19 protein-coding genes are annotated in these 18,306 nt (G+C 74.9%); 10 read left to right on the top strand and 9 right to left on the bottom strand.

Annotated elements, in window-relative coordinates; genetic code table 11:
- Positions 1-4: 4 nt before the first annotated feature.
- On the top strand, positions 5-1,393 hold the full coding sequence (locus ACIBAI_RS19875) for an aldehyde dehydrogenase family protein (protein WP_399035939.1): 1,389 nt from the start codon (positions 5-7) through the stop codon (positions 1,391-1,393).
- 13 nt (positions 1,394-1,406) lie between these two features.
- Positions 1,407-2,492: a Zn-dependent alcohol dehydrogenase gene (locus tag ACIBAI_RS19870; protein WP_399035937.1), complete on the top strand. Its 1,086-nt coding sequence runs from the start codon at positions 1,407-1,409 to the stop codon at positions 2,490-2,492.
- Between the two features lie 285 nt (positions 2,493-2,777).
- Here ACIBAI_RS19870 and ACIBAI_RS19865 read toward each other — a convergent pair whose 3' ends face one another.
- Complete coding sequence (locus ACIBAI_RS19865) at positions 2,778-3,419, bottom strand: TetR/AcrR family transcriptional regulator (protein WP_344603406.1); 642 nt, start codon at positions 3,417-3,419, stop codon at positions 2,778-2,780.
- Positions 3,420-3,508: 89 nt separating this feature from the next.
- Here ACIBAI_RS19865 and ACIBAI_RS19860 point away from each other — a divergent pair, with 89 nt between their 5' ends.
- The 3 genes from ACIBAI_RS19860 to ACIBAI_RS19850 all read left to right on the top strand — a co-directional run bounded on the left by ACIBAI_RS19860 (position 3,509) and on the right by ACIBAI_RS19850 (position 5,754).
- Positions 3,509-4,660 (top strand): acyl-CoA dehydrogenase family protein, encoded by a 1,152-nt coding sequence (locus ACIBAI_RS19860; protein WP_399035935.1) that lies wholly within the window; start codon positions 3,509-3,511, stop codon positions 4,658-4,660.
- Positions 4,661-4,748: 88 nt separating this feature from the next.
- On the top strand, positions 4,749-5,036 hold the full coding sequence (locus ACIBAI_RS19855) for a YiaA/YiaB family inner membrane protein (protein WP_344603402.1): 288 nt from the start codon (positions 4,749-4,751) through the stop codon (positions 5,034-5,036).
- 94 nt (positions 5,037-5,130) lie between these two features.
- Positions 5,131-5,754 (top strand): TetR/AcrR family transcriptional regulator, encoded by a 624-nt coding sequence (locus ACIBAI_RS19850; protein WP_399035933.1) that lies wholly within the window; start codon positions 5,131-5,133, stop codon positions 5,752-5,754.
- Between the two features lie 25 nt (positions 5,755-5,779).
- Here ACIBAI_RS19850 and ACIBAI_RS19845 read toward each other — a convergent pair whose 3' ends face one another.
- Positions 5,780-6,241: a MaoC family dehydratase gene (locus tag ACIBAI_RS19845; protein WP_399035931.1), complete on the bottom strand. Its 462-nt coding sequence runs from the start codon at positions 6,239-6,241 to the stop codon at positions 5,780-5,782.
- A 116-nt stretch (positions 6,242-6,357) separates the two neighbouring features.
- On the opposite strand from ACIBAI_RS19845, the gene soxR reads away from it, so the two are divergent.
- Positions 6,358-6,915 (top strand): redox-sensitive transcriptional activator SoxR, encoded by a 558-nt coding sequence (soxR, locus tag ACIBAI_RS19840; RefSeq protein WP_399035929.1) that lies wholly within the window; start codon positions 6,358-6,360, stop codon positions 6,913-6,915.
- 89 nt (positions 6,916-7,004) lie between these two features.
- Here the strand turns inward: soxR and ACIBAI_RS19835 are convergent, their stop codons facing one another.
- From ACIBAI_RS19835 to ACIBAI_RS19825, 3 genes are all read right to left on the bottom strand, one after another.
- Positions 7,005-7,805, bottom strand: coding sequence for a 3-keto-5-aminohexanoate cleavage protein (locus ACIBAI_RS19835; protein ID WP_399035927.1), 801 nt, complete (start codon positions 7,803-7,805; stop codon positions 7,005-7,007).
- Between the two features lie 102 nt (positions 7,806-7,907).
- Positions 7,908-8,510 carry a hypothetical protein gene (locus ACIBAI_RS19830; protein ID WP_344603391.1) on the bottom strand — a complete coding sequence of 201 codons (603 nt, stop codon included), beginning with the start codon at positions 8,508-8,510 and terminating at the stop codon, positions 7,908-7,910.
- Positions 8,511-9,480: 970 nt separating this feature from the next.
- Positions 9,481-10,719 carry an exo-beta-N-acetylmuramidase NamZ domain-containing protein gene (locus tag ACIBAI_RS19825; RefSeq protein WP_399035925.1) on the bottom strand — a complete coding sequence of 413 codons (1,239 nt, stop codon included), beginning with the start codon at positions 10,717-10,719 and terminating at the stop codon, positions 9,481-9,483.
- A 210-nt stretch (positions 10,720-10,929) separates the two neighbouring features.
- On the opposite strand from ACIBAI_RS19825, the gene ACIBAI_RS19820 reads away from it, so the two are divergent.
- From ACIBAI_RS19820 to ACIBAI_RS19810, 3 genes are read left to right on the top strand one after another with little or no spacing between them, the layout of a single operon-like run.
- On the top strand, positions 10,930-11,700 hold the full coding sequence (locus tag ACIBAI_RS19820; protein ID WP_399035923.1) for an SDR family oxidoreductase: 771 nt from the start codon (positions 10,930-10,932) through the stop codon (positions 11,698-11,700).
- On the top strand, positions 11,697-13,364 hold the full coding sequence (locus tag ACIBAI_RS19815; RefSeq protein WP_399035922.1) for a class I adenylate-forming enzyme family protein: 1,668 nt from the start codon (positions 11,697-11,699) through the stop codon (positions 13,362-13,364). Before ACIBAI_RS19820 ends, ACIBAI_RS19815 begins: the two co-directional genes overlap by 4 nt.
- Before the next feature lie 25 nt (positions 13,365-13,389).
- Positions 13,390-13,983 carry a TetR/AcrR family transcriptional regulator gene (locus ACIBAI_RS19810; protein WP_344603385.1) on the top strand — a complete coding sequence of 198 codons (594 nt, stop codon included), beginning with the start codon at positions 13,390-13,392 and terminating at the stop codon, positions 13,981-13,983.
- Positions 13,984-14,032: 49 nt separating this feature from the next.
- Here the strand turns inward: ACIBAI_RS19810 and ACIBAI_RS19805 are convergent, their stop codons facing one another.
- Both ACIBAI_RS19805 and ACIBAI_RS19800 read right to left on the bottom strand, forming a co-directional pair.
- A complete protein-coding gene (locus ACIBAI_RS19805) occupies positions 14,033-15,247 on the bottom strand; it encodes an acyl-CoA dehydrogenase family protein (RefSeq protein ID WP_399035920.1) in 1,215 nt (404 codons plus the stop codon).
- A gap of 5 nt (positions 15,248-15,252) precedes the next feature.
- Complete coding sequence (locus ACIBAI_RS19800) at positions 15,253-16,287, bottom strand: phosphotransferase family protein (RefSeq protein WP_399035918.1); 1,035 nt, start codon at positions 16,285-16,287, stop codon at positions 15,253-15,255.
- A gap of 222 nt (positions 16,288-16,509) precedes the next feature.
- Here ACIBAI_RS19800 and ACIBAI_RS19795 point away from each other — a divergent pair, with 222 nt between their 5' ends.
- Positions 16,510-17,439, top strand: a complete 930-nt coding sequence (locus ACIBAI_RS19795; protein ID WP_399035917.1) for an NADP-dependent oxidoreductase — start codon at positions 16,510-16,512, stop codon at positions 17,437-17,439.
- Positions 17,440-17,468: 29 nt separating this feature from the next.
- Here the strand turns inward: ACIBAI_RS19795 and ACIBAI_RS19790 are convergent, their stop codons facing one another.
- Complete coding sequence (locus ACIBAI_RS19790) at positions 17,469-17,792, bottom strand: DUF202 domain-containing protein (RefSeq protein WP_399035915.1); 324 nt, start codon at positions 17,790-17,792, stop codon at positions 17,469-17,471.
- Complete coding sequence (locus ACIBAI_RS19785) at positions 17,789-18,181, bottom strand: YidH family protein (protein ID WP_399035914.1); 393 nt, start codon at positions 18,179-18,181, stop codon at positions 17,789-17,791. Before ACIBAI_RS19785 ends, ACIBAI_RS19790 begins: the two co-directional genes overlap by 4 nt.
- Between the last annotated feature and the right edge of the window lie 125 nt (positions 18,182-18,306).

Raw genomic sequence — 18,306 nt, 5'->3', positions numbered from 1 at the left:
CGCGATGAAGCCACACGACGGCCTGTACCTCGACGGTGCCTGGCGCCCCGCCGCCGGCCGGGACGTGATCGAGGTCGTGAACCCGGCCGACGAGCAGGTGATCGGCCAGGTGCCCGCGGGCACCGCCGAGGACGTCGACGCCGCGGTACGGGCCGCCCGCGCCGCCCTGCCGGGCTGGTCCGCGACCCCGCCCGCCGAACGGGCCGCGCGCCTGGCCGCCCTGCGGGACGTCCTCGCCGCCCGCGCGGACGAGTTCGCCGAGACCGTCACCGCCGAACTCGGCGCGCCCCCGAAGCTCGCGCAGACCGTCCACGTGGGCGCGCCCATCGCGGTCGCGGGCTCGTACGCCGAACTGGCGGCGACGTACGCCTTCGAGGAGCGGATCGGCAACTCGGCCGTCCACCACGAGCCGATCGGCGTGGTCGGCGCCATCACGCCCTGGAACTACCCGCTCCACCAGGTCGTCGCCAAGGTCGCCCCGGCGCTGGCGGCCGGCTGCACCCTCGTCCTCAAACCCGCCGAGGACACCCCGCTCACCGCCCGGCTGTTCGCCGGGGCGGTGCACGAGGCCGGCGTCCCGGCCGGGGTGTTCAACCTGGTCACCGGCCTCGGCCCGGTCGCGGGCCAGGCCCTCGTCGAGCACCCGGGCGTCGACCTGGTCTCCTTCACCGGCTCCACCGCCGTCGGCCGGCGCATCGGCGCCGTCGCGGGCGCCGCCGTGAAGAAGGTCGCCCTGGAACTGGGCGGCAAGTCCGCCAACGTGATCCTGCCCGGCGCCGACCTGGCCCGGGCGGTCAACGTCGGCGTCGCCAATGTCATGTCCAACTCCGGCCAGACGTGCAGCGCCTGGACGCGGATGCTGGTGCACCGGGACCGGTACGACGAGGCGGTGGAGCTCGCCGCGACGGCCGCCGCCAAGTACGGCGACCGCATCGGCCCGCTGGTCAGCGCCAGGCAGCGCGAGCGGGTGACCGGCTACATCGAGAAGGGCGTCGCCGAGGGCGCCCGCCTGGTCGCCGGCGGCCCCGAGGCCCCCCGCGAGCGCGGCTACTACGTCTCCCCGACCGTCTTCGCCGACGTCACCCCGCAGATGAGCATCGCCCAGGAGGAGATCTTCGGGCCGGTCCTGTCGATCCTGAGGTACGAGGACGAGGAGGACGCCCTGCGGATCGCCAACGGCACGGTCTACGGCCTGGCCGGCGCCGTCTGGGCCGGGGACGAGGCGACGGCGGTGGCCTTCGCCCGCCGCATGGAGACCGGACAGGTCGACATCAACGGCGGCCGCTTCAACCCGCTGGCGCCCTTCGGCGGGTACAAGCAGTCGGGCGTGGGCCGCGAACTGGGCGTGCACGGCCTGACCGAGTACCTCCAGACCAAGTCCCTCCAGTTCTAGGAGAAGTGCCCGCATGGCTGTCCGCGCCGCCGTCCTGCCCGCCGTCGGCTCCCCGCTGGAGATCACCGGGATCGACCTGCCCGATCCCGGCCCCGGCCAGGTCCGCATCCGGCTCGCCGCCGCCGGGGTCTGCCACTCCGACCTGTCCCTGTCCGACGGCACCATGCGCCTGCCGGTCCCCGCCGTCCTCGGCCACGAGGGCGCCGGCACGGTCGTCGCCGTCGGCGAGGGCGTCACCCACGTCGCGCCCGGCGCCGGCGTGGTCCTCAACTGGGCCCCGTCCTGCGGCGCCTGCCACGCCTGCGGCCTCGGCGAGGTCTGGCTGTGCGCCAACGCCCTGAACGGCGCCGCCGGGGTCCACGCCCGCCGCGCGGACGACGGCACCGATCTGCACCCCGGCCTGAACGTCGCCGCGTTCGCCGAGGAGACGGTGGTGCCCGCGTCCTGCGTCCTGCCCGCCCCCGAGGGCGTCCCGCTCACCGACGCCGCCCTGCTCGGCTGCGCGGTCCTCACCGGCTACGGCGCCGTCCACCACGCGGCGCGGGTCCGGCCGGGCGAGACGGTCGCCGTGTTCGGCGTCGGCGGCGTGGGCCTGGCGGCCCTGCAGGCCGCCCGGATCGCGGGCGCGTCGCGGATCGTCGCCGTCGACGTCTCCCCGCAGAAGGAGGAACTGGCCCGCGCCGCGGGCGCCACCGACTACCTCCTCGCCTCCGACACCACGGCCCGCGAGATCCGCGCCCTCACCGGCAGGCAGGGCGTCGACGCGGCCGTGGAGTGCGTCGGCCGCGCGGTCACCATCCGCACGGCCTGGGACTCCACCCGGCGCGGCGGCCGGACGACGGTCGTCGGCATCGGCGGCAAGGACCAGCAGGTCACCTTCAACGCGCTGGAGATCTTCCACTGGGGCCGGACCCTGTCCGGCTGCGTCTACGGCAACTGCGACCCCGCGCGGGACCTCCCGGTCCTCGCCGGCCACGTCCGCGCCGGCCGCCTCGACCTCGCCGCCCTGGTGACCGAGCGGATCACCCTGGACGGCATCCCGGCCGCCTTCGACGCCATGCTGACCGGCAAGGGCGGCCGGGCGCTGGTGGTGTTCTAGGGCCGGCGCCCCTCGGCCGCGGCCGGCGCGGTCGCCGCCCGCCGCCTCCGCCGCGCCCGGGCCGCGCCGCCCGCCGGGCCGTTCCCGCCCGGCGCCGGCGCCGGCGCCGGTCACCGGGGCGCGGCCGCGCGGGGGCACCCTCGCTCCCTGCCCGGGGCGCCGCGCGACGAACGCGGCGGTCAGCCGGTCATGGACCACCGCCCCCTGTCCGGGAGGCCGCCGGAGGCGACGGGCACCTCGCCGGCCGGCGCCGGCGCGCTCGCGGGCGCCGGCCGGGCGGGTGCCCTAAACGGCCCGCCTCACCTGCTCGTACTGGCGCGCCAGCCCGTCCAGCAGCGCCGTCAGGCCGGTCTCGAAGGCCCGCTCGTCGATCTTCTCCTGCTGCTCGGCTAGCAGGTGGGCCTGCCCGAGGTGCGGGTAGTCGGCGGGGTCGTAGGCGCTCGCGTCGTCCACGAAGCCCCCGGCGAAGGAGCCGAGCGCGGAGCCCATGATGAAGTACCGCATCAGCGCGCCGATCGACGTGGCCTGGGCCGGCGGCCAGCCCGCGTCGACCATCGCGCCGTAGACCGCGTCCGCGAGGCGCAGCGCGGCCGGGCGGCGGCCGGGGCCGCGGGCCAGCACCGGAACGATGTTCGGGTGGTCGCGCAGGGCGGCCCGGTAGGAGACGGCCCAGTCGTGCAGCGCGGTCCGCCAGTCCCGGCCGTCCTCGAACATCGACAGATCGACCTGGGCGCTCACCGAGTCGGCGACCGCCTCCAGGATCTCGTCCTTGGTGCGGAAGTGGTTGTAGAGCGAGGGTCCGCTGACGCCCAGCTCCGCGGCGAGCCGGCGGGTGGAGACGGCCGCGAGGCCCTCCGCGTCCACCAGCGCACGCGCCGTCTCCACGATGCGGTCGGTGCTGAGCAGGGGCTTGCGCGGTCGGGCCATGGCGCACATAGTAGGGCTGCCACCAGAAACTAGCAGTGCTAATTTAAATGTACGGCTTTCAAGAGCCGTGATCCGAGGGGTGACCCGTTGTGAACCTGGAGCTCAGCGAGGAGCAGACCGCCGTCCGGCAGCTCGCCCGGGACTTCGTGGAGCGGGAGATCGCCCCCCACGCCGCCGCCTGGGACCGGGCCGAGGAGGTCGACCGGGGGATCGTGAAGAAGCTGGGCGAGGTCGGCTTCCTGGGGCTGACCGTCGACGAGGAGTACGGCGGCTCGGGCGGTGACCACCTCGCGTACTGCCTGGTGACGGAGGAGCTCGGCCGCGGCGACTCGTCGGTGCGCGGGATCGTGTCCGTCTCGCTCGGCCTGGTCGCCAAGACCGTCGCCGCCTGGGGCAGCGAGGAGCAGAAGCGGCGGTGGCTGCCGGGCCTCGCCTCCGGCGCGTACGTCGGCTGCTTCGGCCTCACCGAGCCCGGCACCGGCTCCGACGCCGGCCGTCTCGCCACGCGCGCGGTCCGCGACGGCGGCGACTACGTCATCAACGGCACCAAGATGTTCATCACCAACGGCACCTGGGCCGACGTCGTGCTGCTCTTCGCCCGCTCCACCGACGCGCCCGGCCACAAGGGCGTCTCCGCCTTCCTGGTCCCGGCCGGCACCCCCGGACTGACCCGCCGCACCGTCCACGGCAAGCTCGGCCTGCGCGGCCAGGCCACCGCCGAGCTGGTGTTCCAGGACGTGCGGGTGCCCGCCTCGGCGCTGCTCGGCGAGGAGGGCAGGGGCTTCTCCGTCGCCATGTCGGCGCTGGCGAAGGGGCGGATGTCGGTCGCGGCGGGCTGCGTCGGCATCGCCCAGGCGGCACTGGACGCGGCGGTCGCCTACGCCGGGGAGCGCGAGCAGTTCGGCAAGAGCATCGCCCACCACCAGCTGGTGCAGGAGCTGATCAGCGACATGGCCGTCGACGTGGACGCGGCCCGGCTGCTCACCTGGCGGGTCGCCGACCTGATCGACCGCGGGCGGCCCTTCGCCGTCGAGTCCTCCAAGGCCAAGCTCTTCGCCTCCGAGGCGGCCGTCCGCGCCGCCAACAACGCCCTGCAGGTCTTCGGCGGCTACGGCTACATCGACGAGTACCCGGTGGGCAAGCTGCTGCGCGACGCCCGCGTCATGACCCTCTACGAGGGCACCAGCCAGATCCAGAAGCTGGTCATCGGCCGCGCGCTGACGGGCGTCTCGGCCTTCTGAGCGCGTCCGCGCGGACGCGTCCTTCTGAGTACGTTCCTGAGTATCCCGGCGGATGCGGCGCGGGCCGGGTCCGCCGACCCTGGTCGCCATGAGCGACACACCGGTCAAGCAGCAGAGCACGGCCGCCTTCTACGGGCAGGCCGTCGCGTCCTTCGCGGTCGCCCTGGCCGCCACCGCGGTCGGCATCTTCAGCCTCCGGGCCGACGCCTGGGTGCGGGGCTTCCTCGGCATCGCCGTCCTCTATCTGGTCACCTCCGCCTTCACCCTGGCCAAGGTCGTCCGGGACCGCCAGGAGGCCGGGCAGATCATCAGCCGGGTCGACCAGGCGCGGCTGGAGAAGCTGCTCGCCGAACACGACCCCTTCGCGGAGCGGTGACCCGTGGCGCACCCCGCCGAACGGGCCGGCTAAGCGCCCGCTCAGCTTCGGCGGTATGGTGGTGTCCCTGTCGGTGAGAAGGGGCGAGCGAGCGATGAGTACGGCGCAGGAGACGGCCGACGGCGAGACCGAGCCGTGGGGCGAGGTCACCCCGGACGCGGCCCGGCGGCTGCTGGTGGCCGCGGTGGAGGCCTTCGCCGAGCGCGGCTACCACGCGACGACGACCCGCGACATCGCGGGCCGCGCCGGCATGAGTCCGGCCGCGCTCTACATCCACTTCAGGACCAAGGAGGAACTGCTCCACCGCATCAGCAGGATCGGCCACGACAAGGCCCTCGGCATCCTGCGCACGGCGGCCCGCGGCGAGGGGAGCGCGACCGAGCGGCTCGCCGACGCGGTCAGCTCCTTCGTCCGCTGGCACGCCGGGCGGCGCACCACGGCGCGCGTGGTGCAGTACGAACTGGACGCCCTCGGTCCCGAGGCCCGCGCCGAGATCGTCGCGCTGCGCCGCCAGGTCGACGCCGAGGTGCGCGGGATCGTCGAGGACGGCGTGGCCTCGGGCGAGTTCGACGTGCGCGACGTGCCGGGCACCACCCTCGCGATCCTCTCGCTCTGCGTCGACGTCGCCCGCTGGTTCAACGTGGACGGACCCCGTACCCCCGAGGAGGTCGGCGAGCTGTACGCCGACCTCGTGCTGCGGATGGTCGGGGCCGGGTGAGCGGCGCGCCCCGGAAGCGGGCGGCCTACAGGTAGTAACGCGAGACGGACTCGGCGACGCACACCGGCTTCTCGCCGCCCTCGCGCTCCACCGTGAAGGCGACGGACACCTGGACGCCGCCCGTGACGTCCTGGACGCCGGTGATCCGCGCGGTGGCGCGCAGCCGGGAGCCCACCGGGACGGGGGCGGGGAAGCGGACCTTTTCGGTGCCGTAGTTGACGCCCATCTTCACGCCCTCGACGCGGATCAGCTGCGGTCCGAAGAGCGGGAGCAGCGACAGGGTCAGATAGCCGTGCGCGATGGTCGTGCCGAACGGGCCCGCGGCGGCCTTCTCCGGGTCCACGTGGATCCACTGGTGGTCACCGGTCGCCTCGGCGAACAGGTCGATCCGCTTCTGGTCGATCTCCAGCCAGTCGGTGTACCCCAGCTGCTCGCCCACCGCGGCCCTCAGGTCGTCGGCGGATGTGAAGATCCTCGGCTCTGCCATGTCCCGGCCTCCCGCGTCGCAAGGTCCGCTTAGTCTAAGCGACTGCTTAGCATGGTCGGCCGGAAGGCCCCTGTCAACGGACCGGTCCGGCGGCGGGAGTGGGTAGGGTTCGAGGAGTGCCCCAGATTCCCGAGAAGATCCACGAACTCACGGTCGGTCAGCTGGCCGCACGCAGCGGCGCCGCCGTCTCCGCCCTGCACTTCTACGAGTCCAAGGGCCTGATCCGCAGCCGCCGCACCTCGGGCAACCAGCGCCGCTTCAGCCGCGACACACTGCGCCGGGTCGCCTTCATCCGGGCCGCCCAGCGGGTCGGCATCCCGCTGGCCACGATCCGCGCCGCGCTCGCCGAACTGCCCGAGGAGCGCACGCCCACCCGGGAGGACTGGGCCCGGCTCTCCGAGAAGTGGCGGTCCGAGCTGGAGGAGCGCATCAGACAGCTGAACCGGCTGCGCGACCATCTCACCGACTGCATCGGCTGCGGCTGCCTGTCCCTGGACACCTGCGTCCTGTCCAACCCGGACGACGTCTTCGGCGAACGCCTCACCGGCTCCCGCCTGATGGCGGAGCAGGGCGGAGCCCGCCCGGGAACCCGCCGCCGGCGCGAGCGGCCGCAGCCGGCGGCCGAGTGCCGCGACGGGGAGAGGCCGGAGCCGCGGGCCGGGTACCGAGGCTGAGGGAGCCGCGGCCGCGCGCCGCGTACCGCGCACGAGGGGACCGGCGCGCCGGGGCGGGACCGGGTGCCGGGGCGCGCCGCGCCCCGGGCTCAGCCCTCCCGCGCCGACCGCCACTGGACCAGCGCGGCGGCGACCAGCTCGGCGTTCGACCTCGCCCGGCGGCCGTCCGGGAGGAACAGCGTGTCCTCCAGGCCCGCGCGGGTCGCCAGCCCCAGCCGGCCGGCCAGCCGCAGCACCGGCCAGGCGCCGCCGTCCTCGCCGTGCAGCAGCACCGGGCGAGGAGGACGCCCCCCTGCTCGGGCGGAGCCGGCGGCCGGGGCCGGGGGGAGCTGCACGCCGAGGCCGGACAGCAGGGCGCGGGCCGAGTCCGGGGCGCCGTCCGGATCGGTCTCCGTCACCTCCGCGAGCACGCGGAGCACCTTCGGGCCGAGCGGCGAGCGCGCGAACCGGTCCGCCCCGTCCGTCCCGGACCAGAGGCCGGCCTCCACGCCCACGCCCCGCTCGAGCAGCGCGGCGGCCACCCGCTCGGCGCCCGGCTCGTGCCAGTTGACCGAGGCGTGGTCGGGCAGCACGGTCCAGCTCCGTATCCGGGCCACGCGGGCGGCCGGGTCCGGCTCGGCCCAGGCGCCCGTGGTCACGCCGACCGGCACCGGCACCCGTGCCCGTATCGCCCCGACCGTCGCCGCGACCACGCGGGGCGACAGACTGTCCCGGCCGCACGGGGTCTTGGGATGGACATGGACGTCCGTGGCCCCGGCCGCCACGGCCCCGGCCGCCACGGCCCCGGCCGCCACGGCCTCGGCCGCCGAGCCGGCCAGCTCCTCCGGCGAGAGCGGCACCGCCGCGCCGTCGGCGGCCCCCCGGGACCCGTTGAGACACACCTGCACCATGCCCCGATGGTGCCAGGCGCCGCGGACACGCCCGCGGCGGACAGCGCCGGGGGTGCGGCGTACCCGCCGCACCCCCGGCGCGCGACGGCCCGCCGGCCCCGGTCAGGCCGACACCAACTGCCGTTCCCGCCTCGTCCCGGCCAGCGCCTGCGGGGTGAGCACGGGACGCGGCACCAGGATCCCGCAGTCCGTGCAGACCGGGCCCGCCGAGGGCTCGTGGTCCAGGCCGTACCGCCACACGAGCCGGTCCCCGGCGCACACCGGGCAGGCCGAGCCCGGTTCGCGCTCCAGCGCGGCGATCAGCCGGCGCAGCACCTCGGCCAGCGGTTCACGGGGATGGACCGCCGGATCGTCGCACCACGCCACGCCGAAGCCGCCCCAGGTCAGCCGGTGCCAGTCGTCCACGCTGCCCGGCCTGCGCAGCCCGTCGTGCTTCTCCTTCCTGCGCCGCTCGGCGAACGCGACCTCGTAGGCCAGCCAGACCGAACGCGCCTCCTCCAGCTCGTCCAGCGCGGCCACCAGCCGCGCCGGATCGGGTGACCTGTCCTCCGGATCGAAACCCCATCGGGAGCACAGGTGGTCCCAGGTGGCCCTGTGCCCGTAAGGGGCGAACCGTTCAAGGCACTTGCGCAGCGAGTAGCGCCGCAGCGCCAGGTCGCACCGCGGATCGCGGACCTGTCTTGCCAGACTCCGGAAACCGGCCATCGCCCTGCACCTCCGTCACACCTGCACCTGTCATTCCGGTCACTTCGGCGTCGTCGTACGGACGTCGCCGAATAGACGTGTCGACACGCGAATCGGCTCCATCCGATTTCCGATGGCCCCCATAAGCCGGCCGAAGTGGTTCGCGCGTCGACTGCCGTGGCCCGTGTGCCTGTTGTGCTGACTCCCCAAACTGACGCATGTTCATCTTCGGTCCCGGGCGCGCCGGCGGTGACGTCCGGCCCGCCCCGCAGGGGGAGCCGTCGTGTCACGGCGCGCCCCACGCACCGCCCTCGACAGACCGAGAACTCCCCGCGCAATCTCCGGGTTCCTGAAGACCGCCGCACTATGCGCGCCGACGGCCGGTCTTTTGCCGCCGTTCCGCCCGGCGGCGGCGGCCGGGCCGGACGCGGCCGGGGCGCCGCCGGCCGCGCGGGCCGCGGCCGCGGCGGCGAACGACCACTGCGGCGGGCGGTGTTCCGCCGTCCTGCCGCCCCGGCGAGGACGGCAACGCCGCCCTCGCCCGGATCCTCCACCAGACCTTCGGCACCCGGCCCGCGCGCACCGGGGACCGGCCCGGCCCCTGCGCGGACCTCGCCACGGGCCGCACCGGGCTCGCCGACGACGGGATCAGCGCCTTCCTCGACGACGCCTGCTTCGGCGTCCCCGCCGACCGGGTCGCCTCCCCCTCGGGCCCGCCGGCCGCGGCGGCGCGACCGTCGTCCGCGACGACAGGACCGGGGTGCCGCGCGGCACCGGGACCACGCGCCACGGCACGGAGTCCGGCGCCGGCGCGCGGCGGCCCGGGACCGGCTGCGGCCGATGGACGTCGTCCGCCACGCCGGCCGCGGACGGCCGGCCTCCTGCGCGGGCGGCGCACCCGCCGGCCGGGGCCCGCAACGGCGGTTCCGGCGCGACGCCCCCTACCCCGAGGCCGAGCCGCAGGCCCGGATCGACGGCGCCGCCGCCCCGCTCACCGGTACAGGAGGTACTCCGCGCGCAGCCTCCGGAACGCCGCCAGTTCCTCCTGCCAGGCCCCCGTCACCTCGTCGGTGTCCGCCCCGGCGTCGATCATCGTGCGCACGCGCGCGGAGCCGGTCAGCCTGTCGATCCAGTGGTCCGGCCGCCAGGCGAAACCGCTCCACGTCCTCCGGGCGGTCACCAGGAGCGCGATCCCGGTGCGCACGGGATCGAACGCGGCCCGGTCGTGCACGTGGAGCTGCACACCGCCGACGACCTTCCCCTGGAACTTGGAGAACGTGGGCGTGAAGTACGCCTCCCGGAAGCGCACCCCCGGCAGCCCCAGCCCGTTCACCGCCGCCGCCCACCGCCCGTCCAGGCCCTCCGCGCCGAGCAGTTCGAAGGGGCGCGTGGTGCCGCGCCCCTCCGACAGGTTCGTCCCCTCGAACAGGCACGTCCCGGAGTACACCAGGGCCGTGTCGGGCGTCGGCATGTTCGCGCTCGGCGGCACCCAGGGCAGCCCGGAGGCGTCGTGGAAGTCCGACCGCCGCCAGCCCGCCATCCGCACGGTCTCCAGCTCCACCGGCGCGGCCAGGAACTCCCCGTTGAACAGCCGCGCCAGCTCCGCGACCGTCATGCCGTGCGCCTGCGCGATCGGCTGCCGTCCCACGAAGGTCGCGAACTCCTTGTGCAGCACCGGCCCCAGGGCGGCCCGGCCGGTCACCGGGTTCGGCCGGTCCAGGACCACGAACCGCTTGCCGGCGAGCTGCGCCGCCTCCATGCAGTCGTACAGCGTCCAGATGTAGGTGTAGAACCGCGCGCCCACGTCCTGGATGTCGAAGACGACGGTGTCCACGCCGGACTTCGTGAAGACGTCGGCGAGCGCCCGGCCGCTCGTGAGGTACGTGTCGTAGACGGGCAGTCCGGTCGCCGGGTCCTCGTGGCTGCCCTCGGAGCCGCCCGCCTGCGCGGTGCCGCGGAAACCGTGCTCGGGGCCGAAGACGGCGACCAGGTCGACCCGGTCGTCGGCGTGCATGACGTCGACGATGTGCCGTACGTCCCTGGTGACGCCCGTCGGGTTGGTGACGACGCCGACCCTTTGGCCGTCGAGCGGGGCGTAGCCGGCGGCGGCGAGGCGCTCGAACCCGGTGCGCAGGCGCCCGCCGCGCTCCGCCGCGGCGGCCGGCGGCGCCGCGGGGAGCGTCGCGGCCGCCGCCGTCGCCGTGAGCAGGGTCCGTCTGGGCACGCGCATGGGTGACCTCCTCGACCGGGGACCTCGGCAGGAGCACGCTATGCGCTCCGGCCGGTGGGTGGGAACAGGTGAGGACCGTCCGGGGCGGGACGCGCCCGCGCGGCGGAACCGCACCGGTGCCCGGCGCCGGCTTCGCGGCCGCCCTTCCCCACGCCATACCGACCGGTTAGTCTGACGCTTCAGCAGAGCCGCAGCCGAAGGAGACCGAGGGTGGAATCCGTCGAGGGAGCCGGGATCGTCGTCACGGGGGCCGGGGGCGGCATCGGGGCCGCGCTGGCCCGCCGCTTCGCCGCCGAGGGGGCCCGGGTCGTCGTCAACGACCGGGACGCGGACCGGGCCGAGGCCGTCGCCCGCGAGATCGGCGGCATCGCGGTCCCGGGCGACGCCTCCGGGATCGTCGCCGAGGCCCGCGCGGCGCTCGGCGGCACGGTCGACGTCTACTGCGCCAACGCGGGCGCCGCCTTCGAGGGCGGCGACGCGGGCGGGCCGCTCGACGAACGGGCCTGGTCCCTGTCCTGGGAGGTCAACGTCATGGCGCACGTCCGCGCGGCCCACGAACTGCTCCCGGCCTGGCTGGAGCGCGGCAGCGGCCGCTTCGTCGCCACCGTCTCCGCCGCCGGCCTGCTCACCATGATCGGCGCCGCCCCCTACAGCGTCACCAAGCACGGCGCGTACGCCTTCGCCGAGTGGCTGTCGCTGACGTACCGTCACCGCGGGCTGAAGGTGCACGCCGTCTGCCCGCAGGGAGTGCGCACCGACATGCTGGCCGCCAGCGGCAGCGCGGGCGACCTGGTGCTCCGGCCCACCGCGATCGAGCCGGAGCAGGTCGCGGACGCCCTCTTCCGGGGCATCGAGGAGGACCGCTTCCTGATCCTGCCGCACCCCGAGGTCGCCGAGTACTACCGGGCCCGGGCCGGCGACCCCGACCGCTGGCTGGCCGGCATGAACCGCCTCCAGCAGCAGTGGGAGGCGGCCCGGTGACCGCCTCCCGCTACGCGGCCAAGCCCTGGCTGGCCCTGCTGAACGACGCCCAGAAGGCCCCCGTCAGTCCCGCGGACTCACTGGTGCACGCCCTGCGCCGGGCCGCCGCCACCACGCCCGAGCGCACCTTCCTCGCCTACTTCGACGGCCGCATCGGCTACCGCGAGGCGGACGAGCTGAGCGACTCCGTCGCCGGCCACCTCGCCGCCCGTGGCCTGGAGCGCGGCGACCGGGTGGCGATCCTGCTGCAGAACTCCCCGCACTTCGTGCTCGCCGTGCTCGGCGCCTGGAAGGCGGGCGCGGTCGTCGTCCCGGTCAACCCCATGTACAAGTCGGGGGAGGTCGGCCACGTCCTGCGGGACGGCGAGGTCGCGGCGCTGATCTGCTCCGACCGCGCCTGGGAGGGGTATCTGCGGGACACGGTGGCCGACTCGCCGGTGCGGATCGTGCTCACCGGCTGCGAGCTGGACTTCCAGACCCGCTCCGACGCGCGCGTGCTGGCCTTCGAACGGCTCCCGCGGGCCGCCGACGCCGACGACCTCACCGCCGTGGCCCGCGCGGGCCACCGGGCGCCCGAGGGCCGCGACCCCGGCCCGGCCGACATCGCCCTGATCAGCTACACCTCGGGCACCAGCGGCGCCCCCAAGGGCGCCACCAACACGCACGGCAACATCATGTACAACGCCGAGCGGCAGCGGACCGGGCTCGCCCTGCCCGAGGCGCCGGTCTACTTCGCCCTGGCGCCCCTGTTCCACATCACCGGCCTGGTCTGCCAGTTCGGGGCCTGCCTGAACAGCGCGGGCACGCTCGTGCTGGCGTACCGCTTCGAGGCGGGCGTGGTCCTCGACGCGTTCGCCGAACACCGGCCGCACTACACGGTCGGCCCGTCGACCGCCTTCATGGCGCTGGCCGCCCACCCGTCCGTCTCCCGCGACCACTTCTCGTCCTTCGCGAACATCTCCTCCGGCGGCGCCCCGCTGCCGCCCGCCCTGGTGGAGAGGTTCCGGGCGGGCTTCGGGCCGTACATCCGCAACGGCTACGGGCTGACCGAGTGCACCGCCCCGTGCGCTTCCGTCCCGCCCCACCTGGAGGCCCCCGTCGACCCGGCCTCCGGCACGCTCGCCGTCGGCGTGCCCGGCCCCGACACGGTCGTGCGGATCGTCGACGACCGGGGCGCGGAGGTGCCCTTCGGGGAGCAGGGCGAGATCGTCGTGCGGGGCCCGCAGGTCGTGCCCGGCTACTGGCGGCGTCCGGACGCCACCGCGCAGACCTTCCCCGGGGGCGAACTGCGCACCGGCGACATCGGCTTCATGGACGAACAGGGCTGGCTGTACGTCGTCGACCGCAAGAAGGACATGATCAACGCGTCCGGTTTCAAGGTGTGGCCGCGCGAGGTCGAGGACGTGCTGCACACGCACCCGGCGGTGCGCGAGGCGGCCGTCGTCGGGGTGCCCGACGGGTACCGCGGGGAGACCGTCAGGGCCTACGTCAGCCTGCGCCCGGGCGCCGAGGCGGACCCGGGTGAACTCGCCGCGTACTGCAAGGAGAGACTGGCCGCCTACAAGTACCCCCGGCAGGTGGAGATCCTGCCCGACTTGCCGAAGACGGCGAGTGGGAAGATCCTCCGTCGGGAACTGCGTTCCCAGGCGCAGGAAAGCCGGTAGAACCACGGAGAGGCAGGTGGCGGCAGTGCCCAGGACCACGGACGGAGACGGCGCTCCCGTGCCGCAGCGGCTCCTGGCCGCCGCCACCCGGCTCTTCGCCGAGCAGGGCTACGACCGCACCTCGGTGCAGGAGATCGTCGAGGCGGCCGGCGTCACCAAGGGGGCGCTGTACCACTACTTCGGCTCCAAGGACGACCTGCTGCACGAGGTGTACGCGCGCGTGCTGCGCGTCCAGCAGGAGCGCCTGGACGCCGTCGCGCAGGCCGACGAGCCGGTCGAGAAGCGGCTGCGGGCCGCGGCCGCGGACGTCGTGGTGACCACCATCGAGAACCTCGACGACGCGATGATCTTCTGGCGGTCCATGCACCACCTCAGCCCGGAGAAGAACAAGCAGGTCCGCGCCGAGCGCCGGCGCTACCACGAGCGCTTCCGCGCGCTCGTCGAGGAGGGCCAGGAGGCGGGCGTCTTCTCCCGGGCGACCCCGGCCGACCTGGTGGTCGACTACCACTTCGGCTCCGTCCACCACCTGTCGACCTGGTACCGCCCCGACGGCCCGCTCACCCCGCGGCAGGTCGCCGACCACCTGGCGGACCTGCTGCTGCGGGCGCTGCGGCCGTGACACGCACGGGGCGGGGCGACCGCGCCGGCGGTCGCCCCGCCCCGTCCTCTCACAGGTACTTCTTCAGCTCCCGCCGCGCCAGCGACCGCTGGTGCACCTCGTCCGGGCCGTCGGCGATCATCAGCGTCCGGGCCCCGGCGTACAGCTCGGCCAGCGGGAAGTCCTGGCTGACGCCGCCCGCGCCGTACAGCTGGATCGCCCGGTCGATGATGCCGACCACCGTGCGGGGCGTGGCGATCTTGATGGCCTGGATCTCCGTGTGGGCGCCCCGGTTGCCGACGGTGTCCATCATCCAGGCCGTCTTCAGCACCAGCAGCCGCAACTGCTCCACGGCGACCCGCGCGTCCGCGATCCAGTTGTGCACGACGCCCTGCTGGGCCAGCGCCTTGCCGAAGGCGGTGCGGGAGGCCGCCCGCCGGCACATCAGCTCGATCGCCCGCTCGGCCATGCCGATCAGCCGCATGCAGTGGTGGATCCGGCCCGGACCCAGCCGGGCCTGGGCGATGGCGAAGCCGCCGCCCTCCTCGCCGATCAGGTTCGACACCGGCACGCGCACGTGGTCGAAGACCACCTCGGCGTGGCCGCCGTGCCAGTGGTCCTCGTAGCCGAACACCTGCATCGCCCGCCTGACGGTGACGCCGGGGGTGTCGCGCGGGACCAGCACCATGGACTGCTGGCGGCGGATGTCGGCCCCGTCCGGGTCCGTCTTGCCCATCACGATGAAGATCCTGCAGTCCGGGTTCATCGCCCCGGAGATGTACCACTTGCGGCCCGTGACGACGTACTCGTCGCCGTCCCGCTCGATGCGCGTGGTGATGTTGGTGGCGTCCGAGGAGGCCACCTCCGGCTCGGTCATCGCGAACGCCGAGCGGATCTCCCCGGCCAGCAGGGGTTCCAGCCACTGCTTCTTCTGCCGTTCGTCCCCGAACTGGGCGAGCACCTCCATGTTCCCGGTGTCCGGCGCCGCGCAGTTCGTCGCGGTGGGCGCGAGCTGCGGGGAGCGGCCGGTGATCTCGGCCAGCGGCGCGTACTGGAGGTTGGTCAGCCCGGCCCCGTGCTCGGCGTCGGGCAGGAACAGGTTCCACAGGCCCTGCCTGCGGGCCTCGGCCTTCAGCTCCCCGACGACCGGCGGGGTGTCCCAGGGGGAGGCCAGCCGGGCGCGCTGCTCGTGGGCCACCCGCTCGGCCGGGTAGACGTACTCGTCCATGAAGGCGAGCAGCTTGGCGCGCAGTTCCTCGGTGCGCGCGTCGAACGCGAAGTCCATGGCGGTCAGCCCTCCTGAAGGCCGTGGTGCAGGGTGGTCAGGCCGTGCTCGATGAAGACGGGGACCAGATCGCCGATGCGGTCGAAGCCGCGGCCGACCGTCTGGCCGAGGGTGTAGCGGTAGTGGATGCCCTCCAGGATCACGGCGAGCTTGAACCAGGCGAACGCCGTGTACCAGGACACCGCGGAGACGTCGCGTCCCGAGCGCGCGGCGTACCGCTCGATCAGCTCGGCGGGCGACGGGTGCCCGGGGGCCTCGGCGGTGGTGGAGACGGGGGAGCCGGGCATGCCGAGCGGCCGGCTGTACATCACCAGCAGCCCCAGGTCGGTCAGCGGGTCGCCGAGCGTCGACATCTCCCAGTCGAGGATCGCCTTGATCCGGCCGTCCGCGCCGATCAGCACGTTGTCCAGGCGGTAGTCGCCGTGCACGACGGCCGGGGCGGGGGAGCGGGGCAGCTCCCGCCCGAGCGCCGCGTGCAGCTCGTCGATGCCGGCCAGCTCGCGGTTGCGGGAGGCGTCCAGCTGCTTGCCCCAGCGGCGCAGCTGCCGGTCCAGGAAGCCCTCGGGGCGGCCGAAGTCGGCGAGGCCCACCTCGGCGGGGTCCACCGCGTGCAGCCCGACGAGCGTGTCCACCAGGTTCAGCACGGCGTCCCGGGTGCGGTCCGGGCCCAGCGGGGCGAGCTGCCCGGCCGTGCGGTAGGGCGTGCCCTCGACGAACTCCATGACGTAGAAGGGCGCGCCCAGCACCTCCTCGTCCCGGCACAGCAGCACCGGGCGCGGCACCGGCACGTCCGTCGGGTGCAGCGCGCTGATCACCCGGTGCTCGCGCCTCATGTCGTGCGCGGTGGCCAGGACGTGGCCGAGCGGGGGGCGCCTGACGACCCACTTCGAGGCGCCGTCGGAGACCGCGTACGTGAGGTTCGACCGTCCGCCCTCGATCAGCCGGCCGGACAGGGGGCCGGTGACCAGGCCGGGCCGCTCGCGGTCCAGCAGGCCGCGCAGCCGGTCGAGATCGAGTCCGGGCGGGTGGTCGGGGCTCATCGTCGCTCCTACGGGCAGGTGAACGGGACCCGACCATGATGCCGACCGGTCGGTATGCCGTCCAGGGGGACGGGGGAGGTGATCCGGGCCACGATAGGACGGGGCGGGGCGGCGGGGCGACGTGGAGGCGCCGGCGGGCGCCGCGGGCCCGTCGCCACACGAACGGCGCGCGTCGGGCTCCTCGGGTTGCGGGGCGTCCGGACGGCTTGGAGGGTCGGAGCCATGAAGGCGATCAGCTACGCGCGGTACGGCGGTCCCGAGGTGCTCGAGTACGGGGAGGTCCGCGAGCCGAAGGTCGGCCCCGACACGGTGCTGGTGAAGGTGCGGGCCGCGGCCGTCAACCCCGTCGACTGGAAGTGCCGCGAGGGGTACCTCGACGGCGTCCTCGACCCCGTCTTCCCGGTGGTCCCCGGCTGGGACGTCTCCGGGGTCGTGGTGCGGCCCGGCGTCGCCGTCGCCGAGTTCGGCGCCGGGGACGAGGTCATCGGCTACGTGCGCGAGGACTTCCTGTCCCGGGGCACCTTCGCCGAGTACGTGGCGGCGCCCCTGCGCGCCCTCGCGCGCAAGCCCCGCACCCTCTCCTTCGAGGAGGCGGCGGGGCTGCCGCTGGCGGGGCTCACCGCCTACCAGGTGCTGGTGAAGGTGCTCCAGGTGAAGCGGGGCGAGACCGTCCTCGTGCACGCGGCGGCGGGCGGGGTCGGCTCGATCGCCGTGCAGCTGGCCCGGCACCTGGGCGCCCGGGTCATCGGCACGGCGAGCGAGCGCAACCACGACCACGTGCGCGGGCTGGGCGGGGAGCCGGTGGCGTACGGCGAGGGGCTGGCCGAGCGGGTGCGCGGGCTGGCGCCGGAGGGGATGGACGCGGTGTTCGACACCGTGGGCGGGGACGCGCTGACGGTGTCGGCGAACCTGCTGGCCCCCGAGGGGCGCCTGGTGTCGGTCACCGACACGGACGTCGTCGACTACGGCGGCCGCTACTACTTCGTGCGGCCCGACCCCGAGGACCTGGGGCGGTTGTCCGCCCTGGCGGACCAGGGGGTGCTGTCGGTGCACGTGTCGGAGACGTTTCCGCTGGAGCGCGCGGCGGACGCGCACCGGCTGAGCCAGGAGGGACGGACGCGGGGAAAGATCGTGGTGACGGTGGGCGGGTAGGCGCACGGGCGGCGAGGCGGCGCGGGACCTCACAGGAGGAGGGCCGCCCCGCACCCCGCCATCGCCATCGCGCACAGGGCCGCGGCCGCGGCGTGCCGGAAGGCCAGCGGGGGAGGGCCGCCGGGCCCGGCGAGGGCCCGGATGCGGCGGTGGGCGACGCGCAGGAAGCCCAGCCAGAGCGCGCAGCACAGGGCCGCGGCGAGGACGCCGGCGCAGGAGGCCCCGCCGTGCAGCGCGGTGCGCACGGCGAGCACGGCGACGACGGTGCCGGACAGGGTGGTGCGGCGCCAGGCGAGCCGGGTGCGCTCGGGCTGCAGACCGGGGTCGCGGGGCTCGGCCGCCGGGTCGGTCATCCGCCCCACCCGGCGAGGACGACGACGACCATGGCGAGGGCCACGAGGGCCACGACGAGGCCGAGCAGGGCCGGGAAGCGGGAGACCGGGAGGTCCTCGCCGCGGCGCATCGCGCGTTCGCAGCGGATCCAGTGGCTGACCGCGCGCAGGGAGCACAGCACGCCGGCCGCGAGCAGCGCCAGCGCGAGGCCGACGCGCCAGGCCCGGGCGAGGCCGGGCAGGAACTGGTCCACCGCGAAACCGCCGCCGATCAGGGCGAGCGCGGTGCGCACCCAGGCCAGGAAGGTGCGCTCGTTCGCCAGCGAGAAGCGGTAGTCGGGGGTGCTGCCCTCCTGGCGGATCTGCTGCGGCGCGAACCAGAGCCGGACGTTCCGTGCGAATTCGATCACGAGCAGGACCCTACGTCTGCGGTGGCCCGCGCGGGCGGGGCGGGGGTGCGGGTGCGCGTCCGCGGTGGTCCGCGGGCCGGGTGGGGCGTGCGTCGCGTGCCGGCGGCGGCCTGCGCGGCTTCAGG

Origin of the sequence: Streptomyces sp. NPDC051041, from assembly GCF_044456065.1 — a bacterium.
In the GTDB taxonomy this organism is placed as follows: Bacteria; Actinomycetota; Actinomycetes; order Streptomycetales; family Streptomycetaceae; genus Streptomyces; species Streptomyces glaucus.
This window is presented reverse-complemented; position numbering and strand designations above follow the sequence as displayed.